The following is a 23,808-nucleotide window of genomic DNA, read 5'->3' on the forward strand; positions in this document are numbered from 1 at the left end:
CAGCCTGTACCGGCCTCTTCGCGGCTAAAGCCGCTCCTACAGGGATCGCGCCCGCCTCAAGAGCAACGCTGTACCTGTGGGAGCGGCTTTAGCCGCGAATGGCCGAACGGTACTCGCCAGGTGTTGCACCCAGCGCCTGGCGGAACCGGTTGCTGAAATGGCTGGCACTGGCAAACCCGCACAAAAGGGCAATCTCCCCCAGCGGCATCACCCCCAGTTGCAGCAGCTGGCACGCCTGGTGCAGTCGCCGGGCCAGCAGGTACTGGTGCGGCGGTAGGCCGAAACTGGTACGGAACATGCGCGCAAAGTGGTATTCGGACAGGTTGCAGCGCAAGGCCAGTTCGCCCAGGGTAATCGGCTGGTCCAGGTGTGCCTCGATGTAATCGACCAGTTGCCGGCGCAGGTTCGGCGCCAGCCCGCCTTTCAGGCGCAGGCCCTGGCGCAGGCCGACCTGGTTGAGCAGCGCATGGTCGACGATCTCGTGGGCCAGGCTGCTGGCCAGCAAGCGCTCGCCGGGCTCGTTCCAGTCCAGGGTGATCAGTTGGCGAAAGCGCACGGCCTGTTGCGGGTCGTCGAGAAAGGTCGCTTCCTGCAACTGCAGTTCACGCGGTTCGCGGTCGAGCAGGCGCACGCAACCCAGGGCGAACTGCGCCTCGCTGACATACAGGTGCGCCAGGCGGATTGCACCATTGACCACCCAGTTCGATTCCTGCCCGGCCGGCATCACGCACAGCTTGCCGGGCGCGCCCTTGTCGGCCGGGCGCTGGCGGCGGAAGGTGCCGGTGCCGTCGGCGATGTAGCACGACAGGGTGTGGTGGGTCGGGGCCTGATAGTCGCGGGCATCGTCGCGGTTGCTCCACAACGCCGCCGCCAGCCCATCGCCCAGGTGCGCGCTCAGCTCCAGCCGGGCGTGGGGCGAGGCATGCATGGCGTTGAACACTTGCAGTTGGGTGAGTGGCGTCATGGGCGGTTCCTCTTGCCAGCCATCCTACTGCCACTTGGGCGGGCTTACAGCTACCTGCGGGACAAAAGCGCAAGTTTGTGCAAGCGGGCGAACGCTGATCGGAAGAACACTGGCAATCCCTGTGGGAGCGGGTTTACCCGCGAAGCGCCGGGCACCGATCTTGAAAGGCCCAAGGAACTGCCGCCATGAACCTGTCACTCTACCTGCTCACCGTCCTGATCTGGGGCACCACCTGGATCGCCTTGAAGCTCCAGCTGGGCGTGGTCGCCATCCCGGTCTCGATCGTCTATCGCTTCGCCCTGGCCGGCCTCATCCTGTTCGCCATCCTGCTGCTCACCCGCCGCCTGCAACCCATGAACCGCCGCGGCCACCTCATCTGCCTGGCCCAGGGCTTGTGCCTGTTCTGCGTCAATTTCATGTGCTTCCTCACGGCCAGCCAGTGGATTGCCAGTGGCCTGATCGCCGTGGTGTTCTCCACGGCAACCCTGTGGAATGCACTTAACGCGCGGGTCTTCTTCGGCCAGAAGATCGCCGCGAATGTACTGGGCGGCGGTGCCCTGGGCCTGCTCGGCCTGGGGCTGCTGTTCTGGCCAGAGTTGTCCCACCATGCCGCCAGCCGCGAGACCCTGTTCGGGCTCGGCCTGGCCCTGCTTGGCACGCTGTGTTTCTCGGCGGGCAACATGCTGTCGAGCATGCAGCAGAAGGCCGGGCTCAAGCCCATGACCACCAATGCCTGGGGCATGGTCTACGGGGCCGCCATGCTGATGGTTTATTGCCTGTTCAGCGGCATTCCTTTCACCATGGAGTGGAATACCCGCTACATCGGTTCGCTGATGTACCTGGTAATCCCGGGGTCGGTGATCGGCTTCACTGCCTACCTGACCCTGGTCGGGCGCATGGGGCCGGAGCGGGCCGCCTATTGCACGGTGCTGTTCCCGTTGGTGGCGTTGAATGTGTCGGCGGTGGCCGAGGGGTATCAGTGGACGGCGCCGGCCTTGTTGGGGCTGGTGGCGGTGATGGCGGGGAATGTGCTGGTGTTTCGCAAGCCCAAGGCCAGGGTGGCTGAGGGTGTTTTGGTGGCCAAATAGATAATCTGTTGCCTGCACCGGCCTCTTCGCGGGCAAGCCCGCGAAGAGGCCGGTGCAGGCAGTAGAGAGCTATCAGCCTTTCCACACCTGTGGGTTCACCAGGTCCCGCGGTCGCTCACCCAGCAGCGCAGCACGCAGGTTGTCCATCGCGCGGTTGGCCATGGCCTCACGGGTTTCGGCAGTGGCCGAACCGATGTGGGGCAAGGTCAGCGCATTGGGCAGCTTGAACAGCGGCGAATCGCTCAGTGGCTCTTTCTCGTACACATCCAGGCCCGCCCCACGAATGGTGCCGTTCTGCAGCGCTTCGATCAGCGCGGCTTCGTCCACCACCGGCCCGCGGGCGATGTTGATCAGGAACGCACTCGGCTTCATCAGCTTCAGTTCACGCGCACTGATCAGCTTGCGGGTGGCGTCGGACAATGGCACCACAATGACGACGAAGTCCGCTTCGGCCAGCAACTGCTCCAGGCTGCGCAACTGCGCGCCCAGCTCTTGCTCCAGCGCGGTCTTGCGGCTGTTGCCTGCGTAGATGACCGGCATGTTGAAGCCGAACCGGCCACGACGGGCAATGGCGGCACCGATGTTACCCATGCCGACGATACCCAGCGTTTTGCCATGCACATCGCTGCCGAAGAGGGCCGGGCCTACGGTGGCCTGCCAGTTGCCGGCCTTGGTCCAGGCATCCAGTTCGGCGGTGCGGCGGGCGCAGCCCATGACCAGCGAGAAGCCCAGGTCGGCGGTGCTTTCGGTAAGCACGTCGGGGGTGTTGGTCAGGGCGATGCCGCGTTCGTTGAAGTAGTCCAGGTCGTAGTTGTCGTAGCCGACCGACACGCTGGACACCACCTCCAGCCTGGCCGCGCCTTCAAGCTGCGCACGGCCCAACTTGCGGCCGACCCCGATCAGGCCGTGGGCCTCGGGCAGGGCTTCGTTGAACTGGGCGTTGATGTCGCCCAGCTTGGGGTTGGGCAAAATCACGTTGAAGTCTTGCTGCAGGCGCTCGGCCATGGCCGGGGTGATACGGCTGAAGGCCAGGACGGTCTTTTTCATCGGGCAACTTCTCTGCAAGGCGGTAGGACGAGGGTGGATTCTTCGCGGGTAAATCGGATCGCCGCACCGCCGCTCCCACAGGTTTTGCACAGGCCTATAGGGCAGCGCTGTACCTGTGGGAGCGGGCGCGCCCGCGAATGGGCCGACAATGGTTAGCAACCTACCATTGTCCACCCCCGCAATGCAGCAGCTTTTTAGTTGGCGATCAGCACCTGATGGGTTTTCAGGTCGGCCTCATGGGCCGCGAGAATCTCCGGCAGCGAGTTGCGCAGGTACTCGACCCACGTCTTGATCTTGGCATCCAGGTACTGCCGCGACGGGTAGATGGCGTACAGGTTCAGCTCCTGCAGGCGGTACTCCGGCAGCACCCGCACCAGGCTGCCATCACGCAGGCCATCGATGGCCGAATAGATCGGCAGCACGCCTACGCCCATGCCGCTGCGGATCGCAGTCTTCATGGCATCCGCCGTGTTGACCATGAACGGCGAGCTGGTGATGTTGACCATCTCCTGGCCTTCCGGCCCGTCGAACAGCCATTTTTCCAGCGGGATCACCGGGCTGACCATGCGCAGGCAGGCGTGCTTGAGCAGGTCGGCGGGCTTTTGCGCACTGCCGTGGCGGGCGATGTAGGCGGGCGAGGCGCAGACGATGCTGTAGGTGATGCCCAGGCGCTGCGACACGAACCCCGAGTCGGGCAGTTCGGTGGCCAGCACGATGGACACGTCATAGCCCTCGTCGAGCAGGTCGGGCACGCGGTTGGCCATGGTCAGGTCGAAGGTGACGTCCGGGTGCGATTCGCGGTAGCGGGCAATGGCATCGACCACGAAGTGCTGGCCCACCCCGGTCATCGAGTGCACCTTCAACTGCCCGGCCGGGCGGGCATGGGCATCGCTGGCTTCGGCTTCCGCTTCTTCCACATAGGTAAGAATCTGTTCGCAACGCATCAGGTAGCGTTTGCCGGCTTCGGTCAGCGCAATGCGGCGGGTAGTACGGTTGAGCAGCCTTGTTTGCAGATGGGCTTCCAGGTTGGAGACCGCCCGCGACACGTTCGCGGTGGTCGTATCCAGTTGCGCGGCAGCAGCGGTAAAGCTGCCAAGCTGGGCTACGCAACTGAAAGCACGCATGTTTTGCAGGGTGTCCATGGGTCACTCTCGATGTAGAGGACAAAATTGTGTCACGAAGTAACGCAGAAAAGCTGAAAAGTTGCCTTCGACCAAAGGCGGATTATCGCTGTTTTGGTAACAAAGATTCGCAGGAATCTGCGCTTATCGCCAGTGCTGGCGCCCCCTAGAATTGCCCAGCCCCCTTCACCTCTTCCTCGGGAAATCGCAGCTGTGCCGCGTCGCATCATCAGAACGCTCAATGCGTTCAGTGCCTGTGCCCTTGCCCTCACCTTGAGTGGCTGTATCGGAACCTGGGGCATCGCCCCGCAAAGCAAGACGCTGCAAGCCAATACCCTGACCACCGACGCGGCCATACGCCAAGCCGCGACCGACGCCCATTGGCCTGACCAGCAGTGGTGGCACGCCTATGGCGACCCGCAGCTGGATCGCTGGCTCAACCTGGCCGTGGCCGGCAGCCCGAGCCTGGCCATGGCTGCGGCGCGGGTACGTGAGGCCAAGGCCATGGCCGGCGTGGTCGAGTCGGCGGAAAAGCTCCAGGCCAATGGCCAGGCCACGCTCAAGCGCCACAACTGGCCTGAAGACCAGTTCTACGGCCCGGGCGCGCTGTCGGGCGCCAACACTTGGGACAACAACGCCGCCATCGGTTTCAGCTACGCCCTCGACCTGTGGGGCCGCGAACGCAATGCCAGCGAACAGGCCGTGGACCAGGCGCACATGAGCGTGGCCGAAGCCCGCCAGGCGCAGCTGGAGCTGCAGAACAACGTGGTGCGCGCCTATATCCAGCTGAGCCTGCATTTTGCCCAGCGCGATATCGTCAAGGCCGAACTGGAGCAGCAGGAACAGATCCTGGCCCTGGCCAAGCGCCGCCTGGATGCCGGCATCGGCACCCATTTCGAAGTCAGCCAGGCCGAAGCGCCGCTGCCGGAAACCCACCGCCAGCTCGACAGCCTGAACGAAGAAATTGCCCTGACCCGCAACCAGCTGGCCGCACTGGCCGGCAAAGGCCCGGGGGAAGGCGCGCAATTGCAGCGCCCGGCCCTGGCCTTGGCCGCGCCGTTGAAGCTGCCCTCGAACCTGCCCGCCGAACTGGTCGGCCAGCGTCCCGACGTGGTCGCCAGCCGCTGGCAGGTGGCCGCCCAGGCGCGTGGCATCGACGTCGCCCACGCCGGCTTCTTCCCCAACGTCGACCTGGTTGGCAGCCTGGGCTTCATGGCCACCGGCGGTGGCCCGCTGGAGTTTTTGACCGGGCGCAAGTTCAACTACAACGTCGGGCCGGCCATCAGCTTGCCGATCTTTGACGGTGGCCGCCTGCGCTCGGAACTGGGTGTGGCCTCGGCGGGGTATGACGTGGCCGTGGCGCGCTACAACCAGACCGTGGTGGGTGCTCTTAAGAACATCTCTGACCAGTTGATCCGCCGTGAGTCGATGAAAGAACAGTCACACTTCGCTGCCGAATCCGTCGCCGCTGCGCAGAAAACCTATGACATCGCCATGGTCGCCTTCCAGCGCGGCCTTACCGACTACCTCAACGTGCTCAACGCGCAGACCTTGCTGTTCCGCCAGCAACAGGTGCAGCAACAGGTGCAGGCCGCCCGCCTGATCGCCCATGCCGAGCTGGTCACCGCCCTGGGTGGCGGCTTGCAGGCCGGTCAGGATGCGCCGAAGGAGGAACGCCAGGCCGCGCCGGCCACCCCGGCCACCCTCCCGGCCACCCTGGCCATTTTCGACAAGAAGCCGGATAACGCCGAATGAGCACTTCCAGTTTGCCCGTGCGCTGGCTGCAAAGCCTGGAGTGGCGCCGGGGCTTCTTTGCCTGGGCACGCACCGACGGCGTGACCTGGGTGTACATCTTCAAGGTGCTGGCCGCCGCGTTCATCACCTTGTGGCTGGCCATGCGCCTGGAGCTGCCGCAACCGCGCACGGCGATGATCACCGTGTTCATCGTGATGCAGCCGCAAAGCGGGCATGTTTTCGCCAAGAGCTTCTACCGGGTGCTCGGCACCCTGGCCGGCTCGGCGATGATGGTGGCGCTGATCGCCATCTTCCCGCAGAACACCGAACTGTTCCTGCCCAGCCTGGCCCTGTGGGTGGGCCTGTGTTCGGCCGGCGCCATGCGCTACCGCACCTTCCGCGCCTATGGCTTCGTGCTGGCCGGCTACACCGCTGCGATGATCGGCCTGCCGGTGCTGCAGCACCCCGACCAGGCGTTCATGGCGGCGGTATGGCGGGTGCTGGAAATTGCCCTGGGGATTCTGGTGTCGACCTTCGTCAGCGCCGCGATCCTGCCGCAGTCGGCCAGTGCTGCCATGCGCAACGCCTTGTACCAGCGCTTTGGCGTGTTCGCCGGGGTGGTGGTCGAGGCCTTGCGTGGGGATAGCCAGAAGGACCGTTTCGAGAGCAGCAACGTGCGTTTCGTTGCCGAGGCCGTGGGCCTTGAGAGCCTGCGCAATGTCACCGCCTTTGAAGACCCGCACATGCGCCGCCGCAGTGGCCGGCTGGTGCGGATGAACAGCGAGTTCATGGCCATTACCACGCGCTTCAACGCCCTGCACCGTTTGCTGGAGCGCCTGCGCGCCCGTGGCCCGCTGCAGATCGTCAGCGCCATCGAGCCGGGCCTGAATACGCTGGTGGAGCTGCTGCAGCCCTACGTGGGGCGGGCGCTGACCGACGCCGATGCGCTGCGCCTGACCCTGGAGCTGGCGGCCTACAAGGAGGGCCTGCAAGCCCAGGTGCGCGGCCTGCGCGCCGAGTACCAGGCGACCGAGCCCAGCGAGTCCGACCTGCTCGACTTCCACACCGCATTCGAACTGCTGTACCGCTTCGTCGACGAGATGTACAGCTACGCCGAAACCCACGCCTCGCTGGCTGCGCACAAGCACGAACGCGAGCAGTGGGACGAGCCCTACGTGGCGCAGACCAGCTGGCTGGTATCGCTGGCCGCCGGGGTGCGCGCCTCGGCGGTGCTGTTGCTGCTGGGCAGCTACTGGCTGCTCAGCGACTGGCCCAGCGGCGCCATGATGACCCTGATCGCCACCGTCACCGTGGGCCTCTCGGCCGCCTCGCCCAACCCCAAGCGCATGTCGTTCCAGATGGCCTGCGGCACGGCCATTGGCGCTTTCGTCGGCTTCTTCGAAACCTTCTTCGTGTTCCCCTGGATCGACGGTTTCCCGCTGCTGTGCATGGTGCTGGCGCCGGTCTTCGTGCTGGGCGCGTTTCTCTCGTCGCGCCCGGCCTACGCTGGTTATGGCATCGGCCTGCTGGTGTTCTTCGCGATTGGCTCGGTGCCGAACAACCTCACCGTGTATGACCCGTACACCTTCATCAACGACTACATCGGCATGGTCATCGGCATGTTTGTCTGCGCCGCCGCCGGGGCGATCATCCTGCCGCCCAACAGCCGCTGGTTGTGGAACCGCCTGGAGCAGGAGCTGCGCGAGCAGGTGCTGTTCGCCATCAGCGGGCGCCTGCGCGGCATCGGCACGGCCTTTGAAAGCCGCACCCGCGACCTGTTGCACCAGGCCTATGGCCTGGCGGCCGGCAAGCCGCAGGTGCAGAGCCAGCTGATGGGCTGGATGTTCACCGTGCTGGAAATCGGCCACGCCGTGATCGAGCTGCGCAAGGAGCAAGCCCGCGCCCCGGTGCACCCGGCCTACGCCGAGTCGCAGCCGTGGCGCCAGGCAATCCGCGTCATGGGCCGTGCCCTGACACGCCTGTTCCTGCAGCCTAGTGCCAGTAACCACGAACGCGCCCTGGTCGCCGTCGACCATGCGATTGCCCGCGTGCAGGCCACCGACGAACCCTTTGCCCGCCATTTCGACACCTCGGTGCTGCGGCGTGCGCAGAGTTACCTGCACTTCATCCGTTCCTCCTTGCTGGACCCACAGTCGCCACTGGCACCGGCGAAAGGATTGCACCATGCCCCGTGAAATCATGCCCCGTGAAATCGCCTTCCATGGCGTGTACATGCCCACCATGACCTTGATGTTCCTGTTCGCCCTGGGCCTGGCCTGGGGCCTGGACCGGTTCATCGCCAGCCATGATGGCTACCGCTTCTTCTGGCACCCGGCGCTGTTGCGCCTGAGCCTGTTCGTCTGCCTGTTCGGCGCCATGGCGCTTACTGTCTACTGGTGAGAAACCTTCGATGAAAAAGTTCTTCAGCCTGATCGCCACCCTGCTGGTGCTGGTCGCTGCCGTGGCCATCGGTCGCCAGCTGTGGCTGCACTACATGACCACGCCATGGACCCGTGACGGCCGCGTGCGTGCCGACATCATCAACGTCGCCGCCGACGTGCCCGGCTACGTGGTGGACGTGCCGGTCAAGGACAACCAGCGGGTGAAGAAGGGCGACATGCTGATCCAGATCGACCCCGAGCACTATCAATTGGCGGTCGACCAGGCCAAGGCCATGGTCGCCTCGCGCAAGGCCACGTGGGAAATGCGCAAGGTCAACGCCAAGCGCCGTGCCGACATGGACAACCTGGTCATCTCCAAAGAAAACCGCGACGACGCCAGCAACATCGCCAACTCCGCCCAGGCCGATTACCAGCAGGCCCTTGCCGAGCTGGCTGCAGCCGAGCTGAACCTCAAGCGCACCCACATTGTGGCTACGGTGGACGGGTATGTGACCAACCTGAATATCCACAAGGGCGACTATGCGCGCACCGGTGAAGCGGTGATGGCGGTGGTCGACGAAAATTCCTTCTGGGTGTACGGGTTCTTCGAAGAGACCAAGCTGCCCCACGTGAAGGTGGGTGACCAGGCCGAGTTGCAGATGATGAGCGGCGAGCGCATCAAAGGGCATGTGGAGAGCATCGCCCGCGGCATCTACGACCGCGACAACCCACAAAGCCGCGAACTGATCGCTGACGTGAACCCCACCTTCAACTGGGTGCGGCTGGCACAGCGGGTGCCGGTGCGCATTCACATCGATGAAGTGCCGGAAGGGTTTTTGCTGGCGGCGGGGACGACGTGTACGGTGGTGGTGAAGCCGAGCGAGGGCTAGCCGTAGCTTAGGTTGGAGTGTTTGTTGTCTTTAGGAAAAGGACTACACGAGGGTAGGAAGTGGATGTCGTGAGTCGCCTGTAGCGCGCGCTGCACAATGCCGTTTTCGAATCGCTCCCAGCTTGCTCTGCCAGTGAGCCGGAAAAGGAATGGCCCCGCAACGCGGGGCCATTGATACGTACCTAGCGTCATCACCAGCATGACCATCCGGTCTTCTGGGAGAGGGCGACATAGGGCTGCATCGCGAATGCTAATACAGGAAGGACGAGTTTGACAAATCAGGACTGGAGCCCATTTCTTGAGCAGGCTTTTTCCAAGCCACGCCTTGCGCGATACGCCATCAACCCCCGTAAAACCGCCGCCGCTACGGCCTATGCCCACAACATGCTTCTTGGGCAAGCAATCTAACCATGCCTGCATGTACTGGAAGTCAGTCTGCGAAACGCCATGCATCAGGCTTTGCGGCTCAAGTACGGGCGAGCCGATTGGTGGGAGGCGGCGGAATCACTTACCGCTGTCGACAGGTCAGAAATCGAAAAAGCCAAGGCATCGATCAAGGTGAAGCGCCATGCTGCATCACCGGACAAGATCATTTCTGATCTGAGCTTTGGTTTTTGGGTCTCCCTGCTGAACACGCGGCATGAGCAGGCGTTCTGGAAGGAGTTACGCCTTGCCTTTCCCCGGTGCCCGAAGAAAAGGCGACAAAGAAATGAAATTTCAAAGGTATTGAACTTGATTCGGGATCTACGCAATCGAGCGGCTCATCATGATGCCTTGCTCTGGTTGGAGCCCGATATTCGGCAACGGCATCTGCTGTGCCTGGAAGTTATTGGATGGGTAAGCCCGGAGTTGAAGCCTTGGCTTACCCGATATGACGGCTTTCCCGAAGCATGGTCGAACTGGGCTTGCTGTACCGCCTGCGCTTCCTAACAAGCAGGCCCCACCAAGACAGGCACCTCCACCCGATCAATCACCTTCGCGCTGATCGACGGGTCCAGCAACCGCCCCAGCCGCGACAGGTGGCGGTGGCCCATGATGATCAGCTCGCAGTTCAATTCCTGCGCCTTGGCCACGATCGCCTCGACCGGTTGCCCCGCGACCATGCAGCCCTGGCTGGTGAAGCCGGCTTGCTGCAACTCGCGTACGGCTTCGGCTACGGCGTGGTCGGCGTGCTGCTGTTCTTCGCAGGCGGCGGGGTATTCCTCCAGTTCCTCGGCGGTGTAGGGCGCGGGTTGGTCGTGGACGGCGAAGGTGGAGTCGATGGCCAGCAGTATGTGCAGTTCGTGGTCGTTGGGGCGGCAGTAGCGCCGGGCGAGGGTGAGCAGGGCGCTGGAAGCGGGGGAGGCGTCGATGGCGATCAGGACGGGGGTGGGCATCGGGGATCCTTGGCAATGGCTGGCTGATGTATCTGCAGGATCGGCCCTTTCGCGGGCACGCCCGCTCCCACAGGTACTGCACACCCCGCGGGCATAGTGGGGTTCCTGTGGGAGCGGGCGTGCCCGCGAAGAGGCCGAACCTGCCATGCCCCATTCTTGGCTCAGTCCACTCAATGAATAAATGCCCCACCACGCAAGAGCGCATTGCGTCTGATGCAATCCACCAACCTGCTACCATCGCGTTTCCCACAGCTGTAACGGAAAACGGCCATGCAACTCCCGGACATGAACCTGCTCGTCGCCCTCGATGCCCTGCTCGATGAGGGCAGCGTGGTGGGCGCGGCGCAGCGCATGAACCTGAGCCCGGCAGCGATGAGCCGGACCTTGGGGCGTATCCGTGATGCCTTGGGCGACCCGATCCTGGTGCGCGCCGGCCGTGGCCTGGTGCCGACGCCGCGCGCATTGGCCCTGCGCGAGCAGGTGCATGGGCTGGTAGAGCAGGCCGGGCAGGTGTTCCGCAGCCGTGACGATGTCGATCTGGTCAACCTGGACCGTGCCTTCAACATCCGCACCAATGATCTGTTCATTGCCCTGTACGGCGCCCAGCTGCTGCGCATGATGCTGGCCCAGGCGCCACGTACGGTGTTGCGGTTCGTCCCGGAGGGCAGTGGTGACGATGATGCGGTGCTGCGCAACGGGCAGATTGACCTGATCATCAGCTCGGCCGTTGAGCTGGGCCCGGAAATCAAGGTGCAGAGCCTGTTCAACACCTATTTCGTCGGCCTTGCGCGTGTGGGGCACCCGATCTTCGACGCCCCGATCACCCCTGAGCGTTTTGCCGCCTACCCGCAGATCAGCGTGTCTCGACGCGGCCGTGCCAATGGCCCGATCGATGTGGCGTTGGCCAACCACAAGGTGGAGCGGCGCGTGGCCCTGATCACCACCAGCTTCCACTCGGCGATGTTCTCGCTGCCGGATTCGGACCTGATCCTGCCGATACCCGCCAATATCCTCAACAGTGTGCAGCGGCTGAAGCTGCCATTGCGCTCGTTCGAGATCCCGGTGCCGTTGGAGAAGGTCAAGGTGATGCAGGCGTGGCACCCCCGTTTCGACAACGACCCCGCGCACCGTTGGTTGCGCCAGACGTTGAAAGCGTGTGGCCGCATCGACCCGTGATTTCGACCTCGATTGCGTCTGGCGCAATATAAAACTACCAACAAGTCAGTTTTCGTCAGCATTCGACCTTCTTAAACTTGCCCCAGCCCTGAAATTGTTGCTGGAGATGTATTCCCATGAGTTCCCTGACCGCGCCCTCTGCGGCGCTGGCCGCCGCCCCCGCGCCGGCCGCGCCTGCGCAGACGGCGTTTGGCCTGCAGGTGGTGGTCGGGCTGTTCGGTGTGTTGCTGGCCGTGCTGTGTGCAGGCCTCAACGAGTCGGTCACCAAGATTTCCCTCGCCGATATCCGCGGTGCCATGGGCATTGGTGCCGACGAAGGTGCCTGGCTGCTGGCGGTGTACAGCGCCGCCTCGGTCTCGGCCATGGCCTTTGCGCCGTGGCTGGCTACCACCTTCTCGCTGCGGCGCTTCACCATGAGCGCCATCGGCCTGTTCGCCGTGCTCGGCCTGCTGCAACCGTTCGCCCCCAACCTGCACAGCCTGATGCTGCTGCGTGTGCTGCAGGGCTTTGCCTCGGGTGCCTTGCCGCCGATGCTGATGAGCGTGGCCCTGCGCTTTCTGCCGCCGGGTATCAAGGTTTACGGCCTGGCCTGCTATGCCCTGACTGCCACCTTCGGCCCCAACCTTGGCACGCCATTGGCGGGGCTGTGGACCGAGTACGTCGGCTGGCAATGGGCGTTCTGGCAGATCATCCTGCCCTCGCTGCTGGCCATCGTCTGCGTCGGCTGGGGCCTGCCGCAAGACCCGCTGCGCCTGGAGCGTTTCAAGCAGTTTGACTGGCGTGGCGTGCTGCTTGGCCTGCCGGCCATCAGCTGCATCGTGCTGGGCCTTTCGCTGGGCGACCGCTGGGGCTGGTTCGATTCGCCGCTGATCTGCTGGCTGCTGGGCGGTGGCCTGCTGTTGCTGGTGCTGTTCATGTACAACGAGTGGTCCGAGCCGCTGCCGTTCTTCCAGTTGCGCATGCTGCAGCGGCGCAACCTGAGTTTCGCCTTGGTGACCTTGGCCGGTGTGCTGATCGTGCTGTCGGGTGTGGGCAGCATTCCCTCGGCCTACCTGGCGCAGATCCAGGGCTACCGCCCGGTGCAGACCAGCCCGCTGATGATGCTGGTGGCCATGCCGCAGCTGATCGCCCTGCCGCTGACCGCGGCACTGTGCAACATCCGTGCGGTGGACTGCCGCTGGGTGCTGGGCATCGGCCTGGCGATGCTGGCGGTGTCCTGTGTGGGCAGCAGCCTGATGACCAGCGAGTGGATCCGTGGCGACTTCTACCCGTTCTACCTGCTGCAGGTGTTCGGCCAGCCGATGGCGGTGCTGCCGCTGCTGATGCTGTCCACCAACGGCATGACCCCGCAGGAAGGCCCGTTCGCCTCCAGCTGGTTCAACACCGTGAAAGGCCTGGCCGCAGTGATCGCCGGTGGCCTGCTGGATGCCCTTGGCACCCTGCGCCGGCACTTCCATTCCAACCACCTGGTGGACAGCCTGGGCAATGCCCCGCTGGTCGACGACAGCGCTGCCGGCCTGGCCAGGCGCATCCACGACCAGGCGCTGGTACTGACCTCCGCCGACCTGTACCTGGTCATGGCCTGCATCGCCGTGGCCCTGATCTGCCTGATTCCTTTCGTGCCTACCCGGGTCTATCCGCCGCGTGCGGTGGCCTGAACCCTGGATGAATTCGAGAACACCTGAAATGACCAACAACCGCAAAACCCTGTTCATCGGCTCGGTGCTGGCCGTGGCCGTGCTGGCTGGCATCGTCGGCCCTTGGATGTTTGGCAGCGACCACCGCCAGAGCACCAACGACGCCTATGTGATCGCCGATTACACCGTGGTCGCGCCCAAGGTGGCCGGCTTTATCAAAGAAGTGCTGGTGGAGGACAACCAGCAGGTCACCGCTGGCCAGTTGCTGGCGACCATCGACCCCCGCGATTACCAGGCCGCCCTGGATGCCGCGCAAGCGCAGTTGCTGGTGGCCCAGGCGCAAAGCGCCGATGCCCGCGCCACCCTGGAGCGCCAGGCCTCGTTGATTGCCCAGGCCGAGGCTGCGGTGAAAGCCGCCCAGGCCGAAGCGGCGTTCGCCGACCACGAGGTCAACCGCTACAGCCGCCTGGCCGAGCAGGGCGCCGGTACCGTACAGAACGCCCAGCAGGCGCGCAGCGGCGTCGACCAGGCCCGTGCCCGCCTGGCCAATGTTCAGGCGGCGTTGGTGGCCACGCGCAAGCAGGTGGATATTCTGACCGCCCAGGTGGCCAGCGCCGATGGCCAGCTGAAACGGGCCGAAGCGGGCGTAGAGAAGGCCCAGTTGGATCTGTCCTATACCCGCATCACTGCACCGGTTGACGGCATGGTTGGTGAGCGCGCCCTGCGCGTCGGTGCCTACGTCAACCCAGGTGCCCGCCTGCTGTCGGTGGTGCCGTTGCAACAGGCCTATGTGGTCGGCAACTTTCAGGAAACCCAGCTGACCCACGTGCAGCCTGGCCAGCCGGTGAGCATCAGCGTCGACACCTTCTCCGGCGAGAAGCTGCAAGGCCACGTGGAAAGCATCGCCCCGGCCACCGGCGTGACGTTTGCCGCGGTCAAGCCAGACAACGCCACTGGCAACTTCACCAAGGTGGTGCAGCGCATTCCGGTGAAGATCGTCTTCGATGACGGCCAGCCGCTGCTTACCCGCCTGCGTGTGGGCATGTCGGTGGAAGCGACCATCGATACCCGTGGCGACAAGCTGGACGGCAAAGAGGTAAGCGCACGATGAAACCGGCATTACGCTTGAGCCCGTTGCTGCTGGCGGTATTGATGGCCGGCTGCACCATGGGCCCGGACTTCCTGCGCCCCGACAGCCAGGCACCGCAACAGTGGGCGCCGCTGCAAGGCGAGGCGGCGGCCAGCCAGCCGCAGGCCGAACCGCTGGAACTGCGCTGGTGGGAAGCCTTTCACGATGCCCAGCTGAGCGCCTTGATCCAGCGTGTTGCCGAACGCAACCTCGACCTGCAAATGGCCAGTGCGCGGTTGCTGCAAAGCCGCGCCCTGCGCAGCACCGTGGCCGCCGATGAAGTGCCGTCGGTGGATGTGAACGCTGGCTACAGCCGCGCCCGCAACAGCGCCGAAGGCCTGAGCGACCCGTCTGGCAAGGCGGGCAAAGAGGCGTACAACCTTTGGCAAGGCGACTTGGTGGCCGGTTGGGAGCTGGACCTGTGGGGCCGGGTGCGGCGCCAGGTCGAGGCTGCCGATGCCACCGTCGAAGTGGCCGAGAACGACCGCCGCGGGGTGTTGCTGGCCTTGCTGTCGGAAACCGCCGGCAACTACATCCAGCTGCGCGCGGTGCAGCACACGATTGATGTGACGCAGGACAACCTGAAGGTCGCCCGGCACAGCCTGAAGCTGTCTGAAAATCGCCAGGCCGAGGGCGTCGCCACACGCCTGGACGTGGCCCAGGCCAGCGCCCAGGTCGCGTCGATCGAGGCCCGCCTGCCAAGCCTGGAAGCCCGGCGCGACGACCTGATCAACGCCCTCAGCCTGCTCGCTGCCGAACCGCCGCGCAGCCTGCAGGCCGAATTGCTGCAGGGCGGCGAGCTGCCCGCGCCGCAGCAGAAGTTTGCCATTGGCGTGCCGTCCGAACTGGCCGAGCGCCGGCCAGACATCCGCCAGGCCGAAGCCCGCTTGCATGCCGCCACCGCCAGCATTGGCGTGGCCAAGGCGGATTTCTACCCGAGCATCCGGCTGTCAGGCAGTGTCGGCTTCCAGGCCATGCAACTGTCCGATTTTGGTGGCTGGGATTCGCGCCGGTTTGCCTTCGGGCCGCAGCTGTCGCTGCCGATCTTCGAGGGCGGCCGGCTCAAGGGCACCCTGGAGCTGCGCGAGGCGCAGCAGCAGGAAGCGGCGCTGAACTACCGCAAGGTGGTGCTGGGGGCCTGGCATGAAATTGACGATGTGCTTCGCCTGTATAACGCCAGCCAGTTGCGCCGAGACCACTTGGCCGAGGCTGTGCGACAGAACCGCATCGCCCTGGAAACTGCCCAGCGCCAGTATGTGGAAGGGGCAGTGGACTTTCTCAATGTGCTGACGGTGCAGGGTGCATTGCTGGCCAGTGAGGAGCAGTGGATCGACAGCTCGGCAGCGGTGTCGCAGGCGTTGGTGGGGCTGTACAAGGCCCTGGGTGGTGGCTGGCAGGCGTTTGACGAACAGCCCGCGAAGAAAGCATAAAAAGCGGGGCCGCTGTGCGGCCCATCGCGACACAAGGCCGCTCCTACAGGTACAGCGCTAACCTTGGATAACACTGTCCCTGTGGGAGCGGGCATGCCCGCGAAGAGGCCGGTACAGGCACACGAAATCTCACAGCGGGCGCAGCAGGCCAAACCGCTTGCGCAACGCCCAATCCAGCAACCGCCGTGGCAGCAACCGGGCCATCAACGGCAACGCCGTACTGCCATTGCCCAACCGCACCACCGCCGGCACCGGCGACTTGCCGACTGCCGCCAACACCCCCTGGGCAAACACCGCCGCCGAAGTCGGCCTGTCCTGCGAAGCCCGCGCCCGCGCCTGGACATGGTCACGCAACGGCCACCATGGTGAGTCCGCCGCCAGTACCTGCTCGGCCTGGCGCTGGGCATTGTTGGCGAACTGTGTGTCAATCGCCCCCGGCTGCACTTCCATCACCTGCACACCGAACGGTGCCAGTTCCAGGCGCAAGGCATCGCTCAGCGCATGCACGGCCGCTTTCGAGGCGCAGTAGGCTCCGGCGAATGGCGTGACCAGCACACCGGAAACGCTGCCGATGTTCACCACCGTTGCGCGTGAGCGGCGCAGCAGCGGGAACAGCGCACGGGTAACGCCGACCACGGCGAACACGTTGGTTTCGAACTGTTGGCGCAGGGCATCCACACCACCGTCCAGCAACGGGCCCATGGCGCCGTAGCCGGCGTTGTTGATCAGGATATCCAGGGTTTCAAGTTCTTCGGCCAGGCGGGCCAGGGCCTCGCTGTCGTTCACATCCAGTTGCCGGGCGGTGAAGCCGGCGGCGTTCAATACTTCAACATCCTCTGCCTTGCGAGCAGTGGCCCAGACGTGGTGGCCGGCATCGCGAAAGGCGTCGGCCAGGGCGCGGCCGATGCCGCTGGAACAACCGGTGATCAAAACGGTGGGCATATGGAGGCCTTTGATGAAGGTTGAAGGTGTGTAGTCTGCACTGGTCCTATCGCCGGCAAGCCAGCTCCCACAGGTACTGCACAGGCCTAGAAAACTGCGGGGTACCTGTGGGAGCTGGCTTGCCGGCGATAGGGCCAGTGCAGGCTAGGCATCAATTGGCGAATGTACCTTGCAGGTGCTCGGCACGAAACTCCAGGGTTTGCGGCCGGTACCCGGCGCGCAGGGGTGGCAGCGGCAGGCAGTCCTTCCACTCGGCCCCCGGCTGCAAATCACCTGGGCCCCGGTAGCGCGGGGCGTTGTAGGTGCTTTCGGCCAGGTTCACGGTGTCGCCCGGCGCATACGCCGCCACCCGCCAGCGCAGTTCGGTCAGCGGGGCCTTGTTGCCGTTTTTCATGTGTACCTGCAAAGCGCGGTCGGCCGGGCATTGTTCGGGGGCATAGGCAAGGCGCAGGTCCAGGCGGGCCAGTTGCGAGCTTTCGCGGGTGTCTTGCCAGGCAACGAACAGGGCTACCAGGCCCAAGCCACATACGGCGGCCAACGAGATTGGCAAGGCCTTGGCCGGGTAACGTAGCAGCAGCACCAGCCAGGTGAGGATGAGGAAGGCACCGATGATCATGGGGCTTGCAGACCTTGGTTGCGCGGGGTCTGACCATCGTAGCCTGAAATGGGGAGTGGCTCAAAAGCGGGAGGGCTTTGCCCTCCTATCGCGACACAAGGCCGCTCCTACAAGGACCGCATGTTTCCCTGGATACGCGGTCCCTGTAGGAGCGGCCTTGTGTCGCGATGGGCCGCGAAGCGGCCCCGGGATATCACTTATTGCGCAATGGTCTTGACCGATACCCCACGCTCGACCGGCGTGGAAGTGCGCCCATACACATCCTCGAAGCGCTCGATGTCATCTTCGCCCAGGTAGCTGCCGGACTGCACTTCGATGATCTCCAGCGGGATCTTGCCCGGGTTGCGCAGGCGGTGGACCGAAGCGATCGGGATGTAGGTCGACTGGTTCTCGGTCAGCAGGAACACGTTCTCGTCACAGGTGACCTCGGCAGTGCCAGACACCACGATCCAGTGCTCGGCGCGGTGGTGGTGCATCTGCAGCGACAGGCTGGCCCCCGGCTTGACGGTGATGTGCTTGACCTGGAAGCGGCCGCCCATGTCCACCGAGTCGTACGAGCCCCACGGGCGATACACTTCCAGGTGGTTCTGGGTTTCAGTACGGCCTTGCTCGTCGAGGGTCTTGACCATCTGCTTGACGCCCTGGACCTTGTCCTTGTGGGCAATCATCATGGCGTCCTTGGTCTCGACCACCACGATGTTCTCCAGGCCGATCACCGACACCAGCTTGCCGTTGCCGTGGATCATGCAGTTGCGGCTGTCCTGCACCACCACGTCGCCCTTGGTGACGTTGCCGTTGTCGTCCTTCTCGTGCACTTCCCACAGCGACGACCAGCAGCCCACGTCGCTCCAGCCAGCCGACATCGGCACCACGCAGGCGCGTTGGGTCTTTTCCATCACCGCGTAGTCGATGGAGTTGTCCGGGCAGCAGGCGAAGGTGGCTTCGTCGATGCTCAGCACATCGCCGTCTTCCTCGCTGCGCTCCAGGGCCAGCACGCAGGTGTCGTAGATGTCGCCGTCGTGCTTTTTCAGCTCTTCGAGGAAGCGGCTGGCGCGGAACAGGAACATGCCGCTGTTCCAGAAGTAGCCACCGGCCTGGACGAACTCGGCGGCGCGTTTTTCATCGGGTTTTTCAACAAACTGCGCCACCCGTGCCACGCCTTCGGGCAGCAGGGCGTCCTGGCTGGAGCGGATGTAGCCGTAGCCGGTTTCCGGCTTGGTCGCCGGCACGCCGAACAGCACCATTTCGCCACGCTCGGCGGCGACGGTGGCCAGGGCCAGGGCGCGCTGCAGGGCCTTCTGGTCGTCGATCACATGGTCGGCGGGCAGCACCAGCATCAGGTCGTCGCGGCCTTCGTTGACCAGTTTCATGGCGGCCATGGCAACAGCCGGCGCGGTGTTACGGCCGAACGGCTCCATCAGGATGCCTTGGGTTTCCAGCTTCAGCGCCGCCAGCTGTTCCTGGACGATGAACTTGTGGTCCTTGTTGCAGACCACGATCGGTGTGTCCATGCCTTCGAACGCCAGACGCTCGATGGTTTGCTGGAACAGCGTGTGCTCGCCGGTCAGGGCCAGGAACTGCTTGGGGAACTGCTTGCGCGACAGAGGCCACAGACGCGAACCGCTACCACCAGAAAGAATTACCGGGATCATCATGTTTCTCCAATAGTCGTTAAAGGCAGGGATCAGTTGCTAGCCACGGGGCGAGTTACCCACACCGGCGACAAAGCGTTGCCGGAACCGGTTACGTACAACACGGCGGCTTCGCCGCGCTCCAGGGCGACGGGTTTCACGTCGCCCACTTTCTTGTCACCTTGGTACAGCGCCAGGTTGACCTTGACCGGGTTGATTTCGCGTTCGCCCCGGCCGTTGGCGGCCACCGGCTTGACCACTTCGGTCTTGCCGTCGGCGGTTTTCAGTGTCAGCTGCTGGTCGCTCAGGTTCTGCATGCGCACCAGGGCTTTCTGCTTGTTCTTGAACGGTGGTTCTTCGATCAGCTGCGGGTTGCCGCTGCCGCTGTTGACCAGGGTGTAGTACTTGTCCGAGGCCAGCTTCACCGGCACGCTCTTGCCACCGACCTGGGCGGTGTAGTCGCCGCCTGGCAGGAAGCTGAAGTCGCTGCTGGCCTGGGCGCCCACCTGCTTGATCTGGGTGTTGCCGACCGACGCGGCGGCTGGGGCGCTGGCTGCGTTGTACAGGCGCACGAAGGTCGAGCCTTTCGGCGCGCTCGGGCCGTACAGGGCGGCGTCGGCACCGGCGAAGGCCTGCATCGAAGCAAGGGAAAGGCCGGCCGCGAGGGTGAGGGCTTTGGCAATGGAAGTCTTGGTAGTCATGTGCATTTCCTCTCTATCGTTCAGGGGTTCGTCCGGGTGGACGACAAGGCCAGGTTTTCTTCGGATTTACGGGTGTTTTTCAGCTGCGCGATCCACTGCGGATCGAAGCTGCTGAGGTCGTTTTTCATGGGCAGATAACGTTCGGGGAATTCCCACACCACCACTTGCGGTGCGGCGTTCTTGAAGGCATCGCTTTGCAGGTACTTGAGCATTGGCAGCAATGGGCCGTGGCCGTCTTCGGCGTAGTTGGCGACGTCGCTGCGCAGGGCTTGCTGCAATGCGCCAAGGAAGTTCCAGTGCGGGTTGGCGCTGTAGCTGGTACCCACCAGTGCGACCGGGATCTCGTTGTCGGCGAACAGTGCGTCGTCGCCTTCACCCTCGGCTTGCGCCGGTCGGGTGCTGCGTTGTTGCAGGTTGTCCGGGGCCGGCAGCAGGTTGCTGAACAGCGGGTCGAGTGGCAGGAAGTTGGTCAGGTCGCCTTTGTAGGGCGCGGTGCTGCCGGCTTCGGTGACGTAGGTTTGCGGGTCACCGTTGAGCAGGTTCTGCCGGCTTACCGCCTCGGCCAGCGCCTGGGCGGCGACTTCGGCGCCCATCGGTGTCCAGTGGGTGTCGGTGCGCAGGAATACCTGGCCACGCGCCTTGGCTTGTTCCATGGCCGCTTGCAGGTCCGGGGCGAACACGTTGGCCTGGCGCACCTGGGCATGGAACCGGTTGTACAGGTCATCGTGCAGGCTGGCCGGCTGCTCCTTGCCCAGGTATTCCGAATAGAGGCGCGCCTTGGCCGGGATGATCGCCAGCACCAGCTGGCTGCCGTGCTGCTGCAAGGTGTCGCGCACGCCACGGATCAGCGCCAGGTTTTCCTGCATCAGTTGCTCGGCGCCGGCAGTGGGCTTGAACTCTTCGTCGCTGAACAGCCACTGGTCGCGGCCCAGCACCACACCGGGGCGGCCTTCGTTGAACAGTTTGAAGTCCATGGCCGCCCAAAGGTTGGTGCCCAGGCGCTTGATCGGGAACTCGGCGTCGTAGTGGGTCTCGGCGGCCTTGGCCAGCTTGCCGTTGAGCAGGGTCATCTGCTCGGTGCGCTGAAAGCTTTGCAGGCCACCGGTGGACCATACGCCCATGCCCACCAGCAGGCCGAGGAACGACAGGGAGTAAGTGATGCGTAATGTGCGGTTCATGTCATCGGCCTCAGAACTGGAAGTACAGGAACGGCGAGTAGCTCTGCGCCGAAAGCTTGAGGATCGAGGCCACGAACAGCAGCAGCACCAGGGCGCGGGTCATCACCCGGGTCCAGTCCAGGCCGATCGAGCCGTCAGCGTTGACCTGCACCGGGGTCGCCTTGGGCGTCGGCTTGGCGTTGCGGTAGAAGTCGCGCAGGCCGAAGTACGCCAACGTGATGTAGGCAATGATCAGGGTTGCGACTTGCAGGCCGGTGAGGTTGGCGCGGTTGAGCTCCGACAGCTGCCAGTCGCCGAAGCTGAACATGGCGCCATACATGCGGCCGGCCACGTGCAGGTTCTCGGCGCGGAAGATCACCCAGCCGACCACCACCAGCAGGAAGGTGAAGGCCCATTTGACCGGGTTGAAGCGCTGCGGGTTGGTGTCCAGGCCCAGCGCACGTTCGATGGCCAGCCACATGCCGTGCCAGGCGCCCCAGATGATGTAGGTGAAGTTGGCACCGTGCCACAGGCCGCCCAGCAGCATGGTCAGGAACAGGTTGCGGTAGGTGTTGAAGGTGCCTTTGCGGTTACCGCCCAGGGTGATGTACAGGTAGTCGCGCAGCCAGGTCGACAGGCTGATGTGCCAGCGCCGCCAGAACTCGGTGATCGACTGGCTGATGTACGGCTGCTTGAAGTTCTCCATGAAGCGGAAGCCCATCATCAGGCCCAGGCCGATGGCCATGTCGCTGTAGCCGCTGAAGTCGAAGTACAGCTGCGCGGTGTAGGCCAGCGCGCCCAGCCAGGCGTCACCCGTGGTCGGGTTTTGCAGGGCGAAGCAGTGGTCGGCGACCACCGCCAGGGTGTCGGCGATGAACACTTTCTTGATGAAGCCCTGCATGAAGCGGGTGCAGCCTTCGGAGAACTTGTCCAGCGTGTGCGTGCGGTTGTTGAACTGGTCGACCAGGTCCTTGAAGCGCAGCACGGGGCCGGCGATCAGGTGCGGGAAGATCGCCACGAACGCTGCGAAGTCGATCAGGTTGCGGGTAGCCGGGGTGTCGCCGCGGTACACGTCGATGATGTAGCTGATCGACTCGAAGATGTAGAACGAGATACCGATCGGCAGCAGCACGTGGGTGAGGATGAACGGCTCCAGGCCAAACGAGGCGACGATCGCGTTCAGGCTGTCGACGCCGAAGTTGGCGTACTTGAAGTAACCAAGGATGGCCAGGTCGACGCCCACACCGAGCAGCAGCCAGCGCTGGGCGGGTTTGGTGCGCACGCCGGCGGCACCCACTTTCAGGCCGATCCAGTAGTTCCACAGGGTGACCCCGGCGAACAGGGCCAGGAAGTCCACCCGCCACCAGGCATAGAAGATGTAGCTGGCGACCAGCAGCAGCAGGTTGCGATAGCGTTGCCCGCTCAAGTAGTACAGGCCGAGGAAGATCGGCAAGAACAGGAACAGGAACACGTTGGACGAGAAGACCATCCCGGTTCTCCTAATTTGTTCACAGCATCCAGGGCAAAGCGCCCCCCAAACCCCCCACTGAAAAAGTGAGGGAAGCCTTGGCCCCTGTGGGAGCGGGCGTGCCCGCGAACAAGGGCGAAGCCCTTGCCATGCACCGCGGTGCCTTCTTCGCGGGCATGCCCGCTCCCACAGGTTCCGACCCCACTAGGGGTTCAATTCATTTCTTGCTCTCTGCGTTCGGGTCGTAGACCCGGGTCAGGTCGCCGCCAAGCCGGAAGCTGTTGAACGGCTGCATGTGCTGCTTGCGATCGAGCGTGTCACCGACGCAGTGATAAAGCGCGCACCAGGGTTCGAGCCAGGAGTACTTGCTGTCGACCTTGAGGTCGGTCATGTCCTGTTTCTCACCAGCGCGCGCTTTGAAGTGGCTAGGGTCGCGAGCGCCGGCCAGTACCCCTTCGCCCAGGCGCTGCAGGGCGAAGTTGTTTTCGCTGCGCAGGTCGACGTTGTTGGCCTGGGCGAAGCTGGCAATCATCGCCAGCGGCGGCAGGGCGTAGTTGTGGTACGCCAGCGCGCGCTGCTTGCGCTTGATTTCGTTTGGCAAGAAACCCTGGTCATCGATCTGGTTGGCGCCCACCTTGTATTCCTTCACGGCCCAGTCGAACAGGTCGCGACGGTCGGTGGCGACGGCGGTAGCCATGACCGACCAGGCGGCCCAGTAGCTGTGGTTGTTGATCTTCTCCAGCGGCAGATCGCCCCAGTCGCGCACGGTCTGTTCGGCCAGGCGGGCGAACCATTTTTCGATCAGCTCGGCCTCGGTGCGGTGCGCGGCCAGTGGCTGCGAGTTGGAGAACTTCAGGCGCAGCCACGAACCGCTCATGCTGCCCAGCGCCCATTTGCGCATCGACTTGCCGGTGTGGTTGTAGTCGGTGGACAGCAACGCATCGGCGCGCGCCCAGTCGCCCAGCCACGCCAGGGTGCAGTCGAGCTGCGCCGGGCGGCCGTCGCGCATGTACTGGCCAACCATCTTGCTCACGCCTTTCTCAAGGGTGGTGATGTCTTCGGTCGACTTGCGGAAGGCCTTTTCCGAGGCCGCGTTGAGCGTTGCCCGTGCCTTGTCCGAGCCTTCGTACTTGCTGCGGAACTGCAGCGCGCCGGTGTACGGCTTGGGCGCCGCTTCACAGCGGAAGTTGCCGTCGCCGGTCTTGAGCTTTTCGATCCCCTCGTAGTAACCCTGGGGCGGTATCAGCGCGGCGTGCGCAGCACTGCCAAACAGGGCCAGAGCGAGCAGGGCGGGGCGAAAGATGTGCTTCAGATGGGTCAT

General features: G+C 64.2%; 21 protein-coding genes. 10 read left to right on the forward strand and 11 right to left on the reverse strand.

Annotated elements, in window-relative coordinates; translation table 11 throughout:
* Nucleotides 1-88: 88 nt before the first annotated feature.
* A complete protein-coding gene (locus AK81_RS07415) occupies nt 89-964 on the reverse strand; it encodes a helix-turn-helix domain-containing protein (protein WP_043197936.1) in 876 nt (291 codons plus the stop codon).
* Between the two features lie 185 nt (nt 965-1,149).
* Here AK81_RS07415 and AK81_RS07420 point away from each other — a divergent pair, with 185 nt between their 5' ends.
* Complete coding sequence (locus AK81_RS07420) at nt 1,150-2,052, forward strand: DMT family transporter (protein ID WP_043197937.1); 903 nt, start codon at nt 1,150-1,152, stop codon at nt 2,050-2,052.
* Nucleotides 2,053-2,124: 72 nt separating this feature from the next.
* Here the strand turns inward: AK81_RS07420 and AK81_RS07425 are convergent, their stop codons facing one another.
* Both AK81_RS07425 and AK81_RS07430 read right to left on the reverse strand, forming a co-directional pair.
* Nucleotides 2,125-3,099 carry a 2-hydroxyacid dehydrogenase gene (locus AK81_RS07425; RefSeq protein WP_043197938.1) on the reverse strand — a complete coding sequence of 325 codons (975 nt, stop codon included), beginning with the start codon at nt 3,097-3,099 and terminating at the stop codon, nt 2,125-2,127.
* A 194-nt stretch (nt 3,100-3,293) separates the two neighbouring features.
* Entirely contained in the window at nt 3,294-4,241 is a 948-nt protein-coding gene (locus AK81_RS07430; protein WP_043197939.1) for a LysR family transcriptional regulator, read from the reverse strand.
* Between the two features lie 192 nt (nt 4,242-4,433).
* Here AK81_RS07430 and AK81_RS07435 point away from each other — a divergent pair, with 192 nt between their 5' ends.
* The 5 genes from AK81_RS07435 to AK81_RS07455 all read left to right on the forward strand — a co-directional run bounded on the left by AK81_RS07435 (nt 4,434) and on the right by AK81_RS07455 (nt 10,154).
* Nucleotides 4,434-5,975, forward strand: a complete 1,542-nt coding sequence (locus AK81_RS07435; protein WP_043197941.1) for an efflux transporter outer membrane subunit — start codon at nt 4,434-4,436, stop codon at nt 5,973-5,975.
* Nucleotides 5,972-8,149, forward strand: coding sequence for an FUSC family protein (locus AK81_RS07440; protein WP_043197942.1), 2,178 nt, complete (start codon nt 5,972-5,974; stop codon nt 8,147-8,149). The genes AK81_RS07435 and AK81_RS07440 overlap by 4 nt, the downstream gene beginning before the upstream one ends.
* Before the next feature lie 4 nt (nt 8,150-8,153).
* Entirely contained in the window at nt 8,154-8,354 is a 201-nt protein-coding gene (locus AK81_RS07445; RefSeq protein ID WP_009685040.1) for a DUF1656 domain-containing protein, read from the forward strand.
* A gap of 10 nt (nt 8,355-8,364) precedes the next feature.
* The gene (locus tag AK81_RS07450; RefSeq protein ID WP_043197943.1) at nt 8,365-9,225 is read left to right on the forward strand and encodes an efflux RND transporter periplasmic adaptor subunit; all 861 of its coding nucleotides are present in this window, start codon (nt 8,365-8,367) and stop codon (nt 9,223-9,225) included.
* A 446-nt stretch (nt 9,226-9,671) separates the two neighbouring features.
* Nucleotides 9,672-10,154: a hypothetical protein gene (locus tag AK81_RS07455; protein WP_050491851.1), complete on the forward strand. Its 483-nt coding sequence runs from the start codon at nt 9,672-9,674 to the stop codon at nt 10,152-10,154.
* Here the strand turns inward: AK81_RS07455 and AK81_RS07460 are convergent.
* Nucleotides 10,151-10,600: a universal stress protein gene (locus tag AK81_RS07460; protein WP_043197945.1), complete on the reverse strand. Its 450-nt coding sequence runs from the start codon at nt 10,598-10,600 to the stop codon at nt 10,151-10,153. The two genes, AK81_RS07455 and AK81_RS07460, sit on opposite strands and share 4 nt — an antisense overlap.
* A gap of 270 nt (nt 10,601-10,870) precedes the next feature.
* Here AK81_RS07460 and AK81_RS07465 point away from each other — a divergent pair, with 270 nt between their 5' ends.
* The 4 genes from AK81_RS07465 to AK81_RS07480 all read left to right on the forward strand — a co-directional run bounded on the left by AK81_RS07465 (nt 10,871) and on the right by AK81_RS07480 (nt 15,972).
* On the forward strand, nt 10,871-11,776 hold the full coding sequence (locus AK81_RS07465; protein WP_043197947.1) for a LysR family transcriptional regulator: 906 nt from the start codon (nt 10,871-10,873) through the stop codon (nt 11,774-11,776).
* A 116-nt stretch (nt 11,777-11,892) separates the two neighbouring features.
* A complete protein-coding gene (locus AK81_RS07470) occupies nt 11,893-13,434 on the forward strand; it encodes an MFS transporter (RefSeq protein ID WP_043197949.1) in 1,542 nt (513 codons plus the stop codon).
* Between the two features lie 28 nt (nt 13,435-13,462).
* Nucleotides 13,463-14,524: an HlyD family secretion protein gene (locus AK81_RS07475; protein WP_043197950.1), complete on the forward strand. Its 1,062-nt coding sequence runs from the start codon at nt 13,463-13,465 to the stop codon at nt 14,522-14,524.
* Complete coding sequence (locus AK81_RS07480; protein ID WP_043197953.1) at nt 14,521-15,972, forward strand: efflux transporter outer membrane subunit; 1,452 nt, start codon at nt 14,521-14,523, stop codon at nt 15,970-15,972. The genes AK81_RS07475 and AK81_RS07480 overlap by 4 nt, the downstream gene beginning before the upstream one ends.
* Nucleotides 15,973-16,101: 129 nt before the next feature.
* Here AK81_RS07480 and AK81_RS07485 read toward each other — a convergent pair whose 3' ends face one another.
* From AK81_RS07485 to AK81_RS07515, 7 genes are all read right to left on the reverse strand, one after another.
* Nucleotides 16,102-16,914, reverse strand: a complete 813-nt coding sequence (locus AK81_RS07485; RefSeq protein ID WP_043197954.1) for an SDR family oxidoreductase — start codon at nt 16,912-16,914, stop codon at nt 16,102-16,104.
* A gap of 151 nt (nt 16,915-17,065) precedes the next feature.
* The gene (locus tag AK81_RS07490) at nt 17,066-17,530 is read right to left on the reverse strand and encodes a hypothetical protein (RefSeq protein ID WP_043197956.1); all 465 of its coding nucleotides are present in this window, start codon (nt 17,528-17,530) and stop codon (nt 17,066-17,068) included.
* 197 nt (nt 17,531-17,727) lie between these two features.
* Nucleotides 17,728-19,182 carry a mannose-1-phosphate guanylyltransferase/mannose-6-phosphate isomerase gene (locus AK81_RS07495; RefSeq protein ID WP_043197957.1) on the reverse strand — a complete coding sequence of 485 codons (1,455 nt, stop codon included), beginning with the start codon at nt 19,180-19,182 and terminating at the stop codon, nt 17,728-17,730.
* A 32-nt stretch (nt 19,183-19,214) separates the two neighbouring features.
* Nucleotides 19,215-19,862: an alginate O-acetyltransferase AlgF gene (locus AK81_RS07500; protein WP_043197959.1), complete on the reverse strand. Its 648-nt coding sequence runs from the start codon at nt 19,860-19,862 to the stop codon at nt 19,215-19,217.
* Between the two features lie 20 nt (nt 19,863-19,882).
* A complete protein-coding gene (locus AK81_RS07505; protein ID WP_043197962.1) occupies nt 19,883-21,040 on the reverse strand; it encodes an alginate O-acetyltransferase in 1,158 nt (385 codons plus the stop codon).
* Between the two features lie 10 nt (nt 21,041-21,050).
* Nucleotides 21,051-22,508 carry an MBOAT family O-acyltransferase gene (locus AK81_RS07510; protein ID WP_043197963.1) on the reverse strand — a complete coding sequence of 486 codons (1,458 nt, stop codon included), beginning with the start codon at nt 22,506-22,508 and terminating at the stop codon, nt 21,051-21,053.
* Nucleotides 22,509-22,704: 196 nt separating this feature from the next.
* Nucleotides 22,705-23,808, reverse strand: a complete 1,104-nt coding sequence (locus AK81_RS07515) for a mannuronate-specific alginate lyase (RefSeq protein ID WP_043197965.1) — start codon at nt 23,806-23,808, stop codon at nt 22,705-22,707.

Source organism: Pseudomonas putida W15Oct28 (genome assembly GCF_000708715.2).
In the GTDB taxonomy this organism is placed as follows: domain Bacteria; phylum Pseudomonadota; class Gammaproteobacteria; order Pseudomonadales; family Pseudomonadaceae; genus Aquipseudomonas; species Aquipseudomonas putida_R.

What these genes read in the sequence shown, in the direction of transcription:
- AK81_RS07430 (WP_043197939.1), bottom strand. Translation starts at nt 4,241, where the DNA reads ATGGACACCCTGCAAAACATGCGTGCTTTCAGTTGCGTAGCCCAGCTT.
- AK81_RS07470 (WP_043197949.1), top strand. Translation starts at nt 11,893, where the DNA reads ATGAGTTCCCTGACCGCGCCCTCTGCGGCGCTGGCCGCCGCCCCCGCG.
- AK81_RS07440 (WP_043197942.1), top strand. Translation starts at nt 5,972, where the DNA reads ATGAGCACTTCCAGTTTGCCCGTGCGCTGGCTGCAAAGCCTGGAGTGG.
- AK81_RS07480 (WP_043197953.1), top strand. Translation starts at nt 14,521, where the DNA reads ATGAAACCGGCATTACGCTTGAGCCCGTTGCTGCTGGCGGTATTGATG.
- AK81_RS07495 (WP_043197957.1), bottom strand. Translation starts at nt 19,182, where the DNA reads ATGATCCCGGTAATTCTTTCTGGTGGTAGCGGTTCGCGTCTGTGGCCT.
- AK81_RS07485 (WP_043197954.1), bottom strand. Translation starts at nt 16,914, where the DNA reads ATGCCCACCGTTTTGATCACCGGTTGTTCCAGCGGCATCGGCCGCGCC.
- AK81_RS07460 (WP_043197945.1), bottom strand. Translation starts at nt 10,600, where the DNA reads ATGCCCACCCCCGTCCTGATCGCCATCGACGCCTCCCCCGCTTCCAGC.
- AK81_RS07490 (WP_043197956.1), bottom strand. Translation starts at nt 17,530, where the DNA reads ATGATCATCGGTGCCTTCCTCATCCTCACCTGGCTGGTGCTGCTGCTA.
- AK81_RS07420 (WP_043197937.1), top strand. Translation starts at nt 1,150, where the DNA reads ATGAACCTGTCACTCTACCTGCTCACCGTCCTGATCTGGGGCACCACC.
- AK81_RS07465 (WP_043197947.1), top strand. Translation starts at nt 10,871, where the DNA reads ATGCAACTCCCGGACATGAACCTGCTCGTCGCCCTCGATGCCCTGCTC.
- AK81_RS07505 (WP_043197962.1), bottom strand. Translation starts at nt 21,040, where the DNA reads ATGAACCGCACATTACGCATCACTTACTCCCTGTCGTTCCTCGGCCTG.
- AK81_RS07455 (WP_050491851.1), top strand. Translation starts at nt 9,672, where the DNA reads ATGCATCAGGCTTTGCGGCTCAAGTACGGGCGAGCCGATTGGTGGGAG.
- AK81_RS07415 (WP_043197936.1), bottom strand. Translation starts at nt 964, where the DNA reads ATGACGCCACTCACCCAACTGCAAGTGTTCAACGCCATGCATGCCTCG.
- AK81_RS07445 (WP_009685040.1), top strand. Translation starts at nt 8,154, where the DNA reads ATGCCCCGTGAAATCGCCTTCCATGGCGTGTACATGCCCACCATGACC.
- AK81_RS07515 (WP_043197965.1), bottom strand. Translation starts at nt 23,808, where the DNA reads ATGACCCATCTGAAGCACATCTTTCGCCCCGCCCTGCTCGCTCTGGCC.
- AK81_RS07450 (WP_043197943.1), top strand. Translation starts at nt 8,365, where the DNA reads ATGAAAAAGTTCTTCAGCCTGATCGCCACCCTGCTGGTGCTGGTCGCT.
- AK81_RS07500 (WP_043197959.1), bottom strand. Translation starts at nt 19,862, where the DNA reads ATGACTACCAAGACTTCCATTGCCAAAGCCCTCACCCTCGCGGCCGGC.
- AK81_RS07510 (WP_043197963.1), bottom strand. Translation starts at nt 22,508, where the DNA reads ATGGTCTTCTCGTCCAACGTGTTCCTGTTCCTGTTCTTGCCGATCTTC.
- AK81_RS07425 (WP_043197938.1), bottom strand. Translation starts at nt 3,099, where the DNA reads ATGAAAAAGACCGTCCTGGCCTTCAGCCGTATCACCCCGGCCATGGCC.
- AK81_RS07475 (WP_043197950.1), top strand. Translation starts at nt 13,463, where the DNA reads ATGACCAACAACCGCAAAACCCTGTTCATCGGCTCGGTGCTGGCCGTG.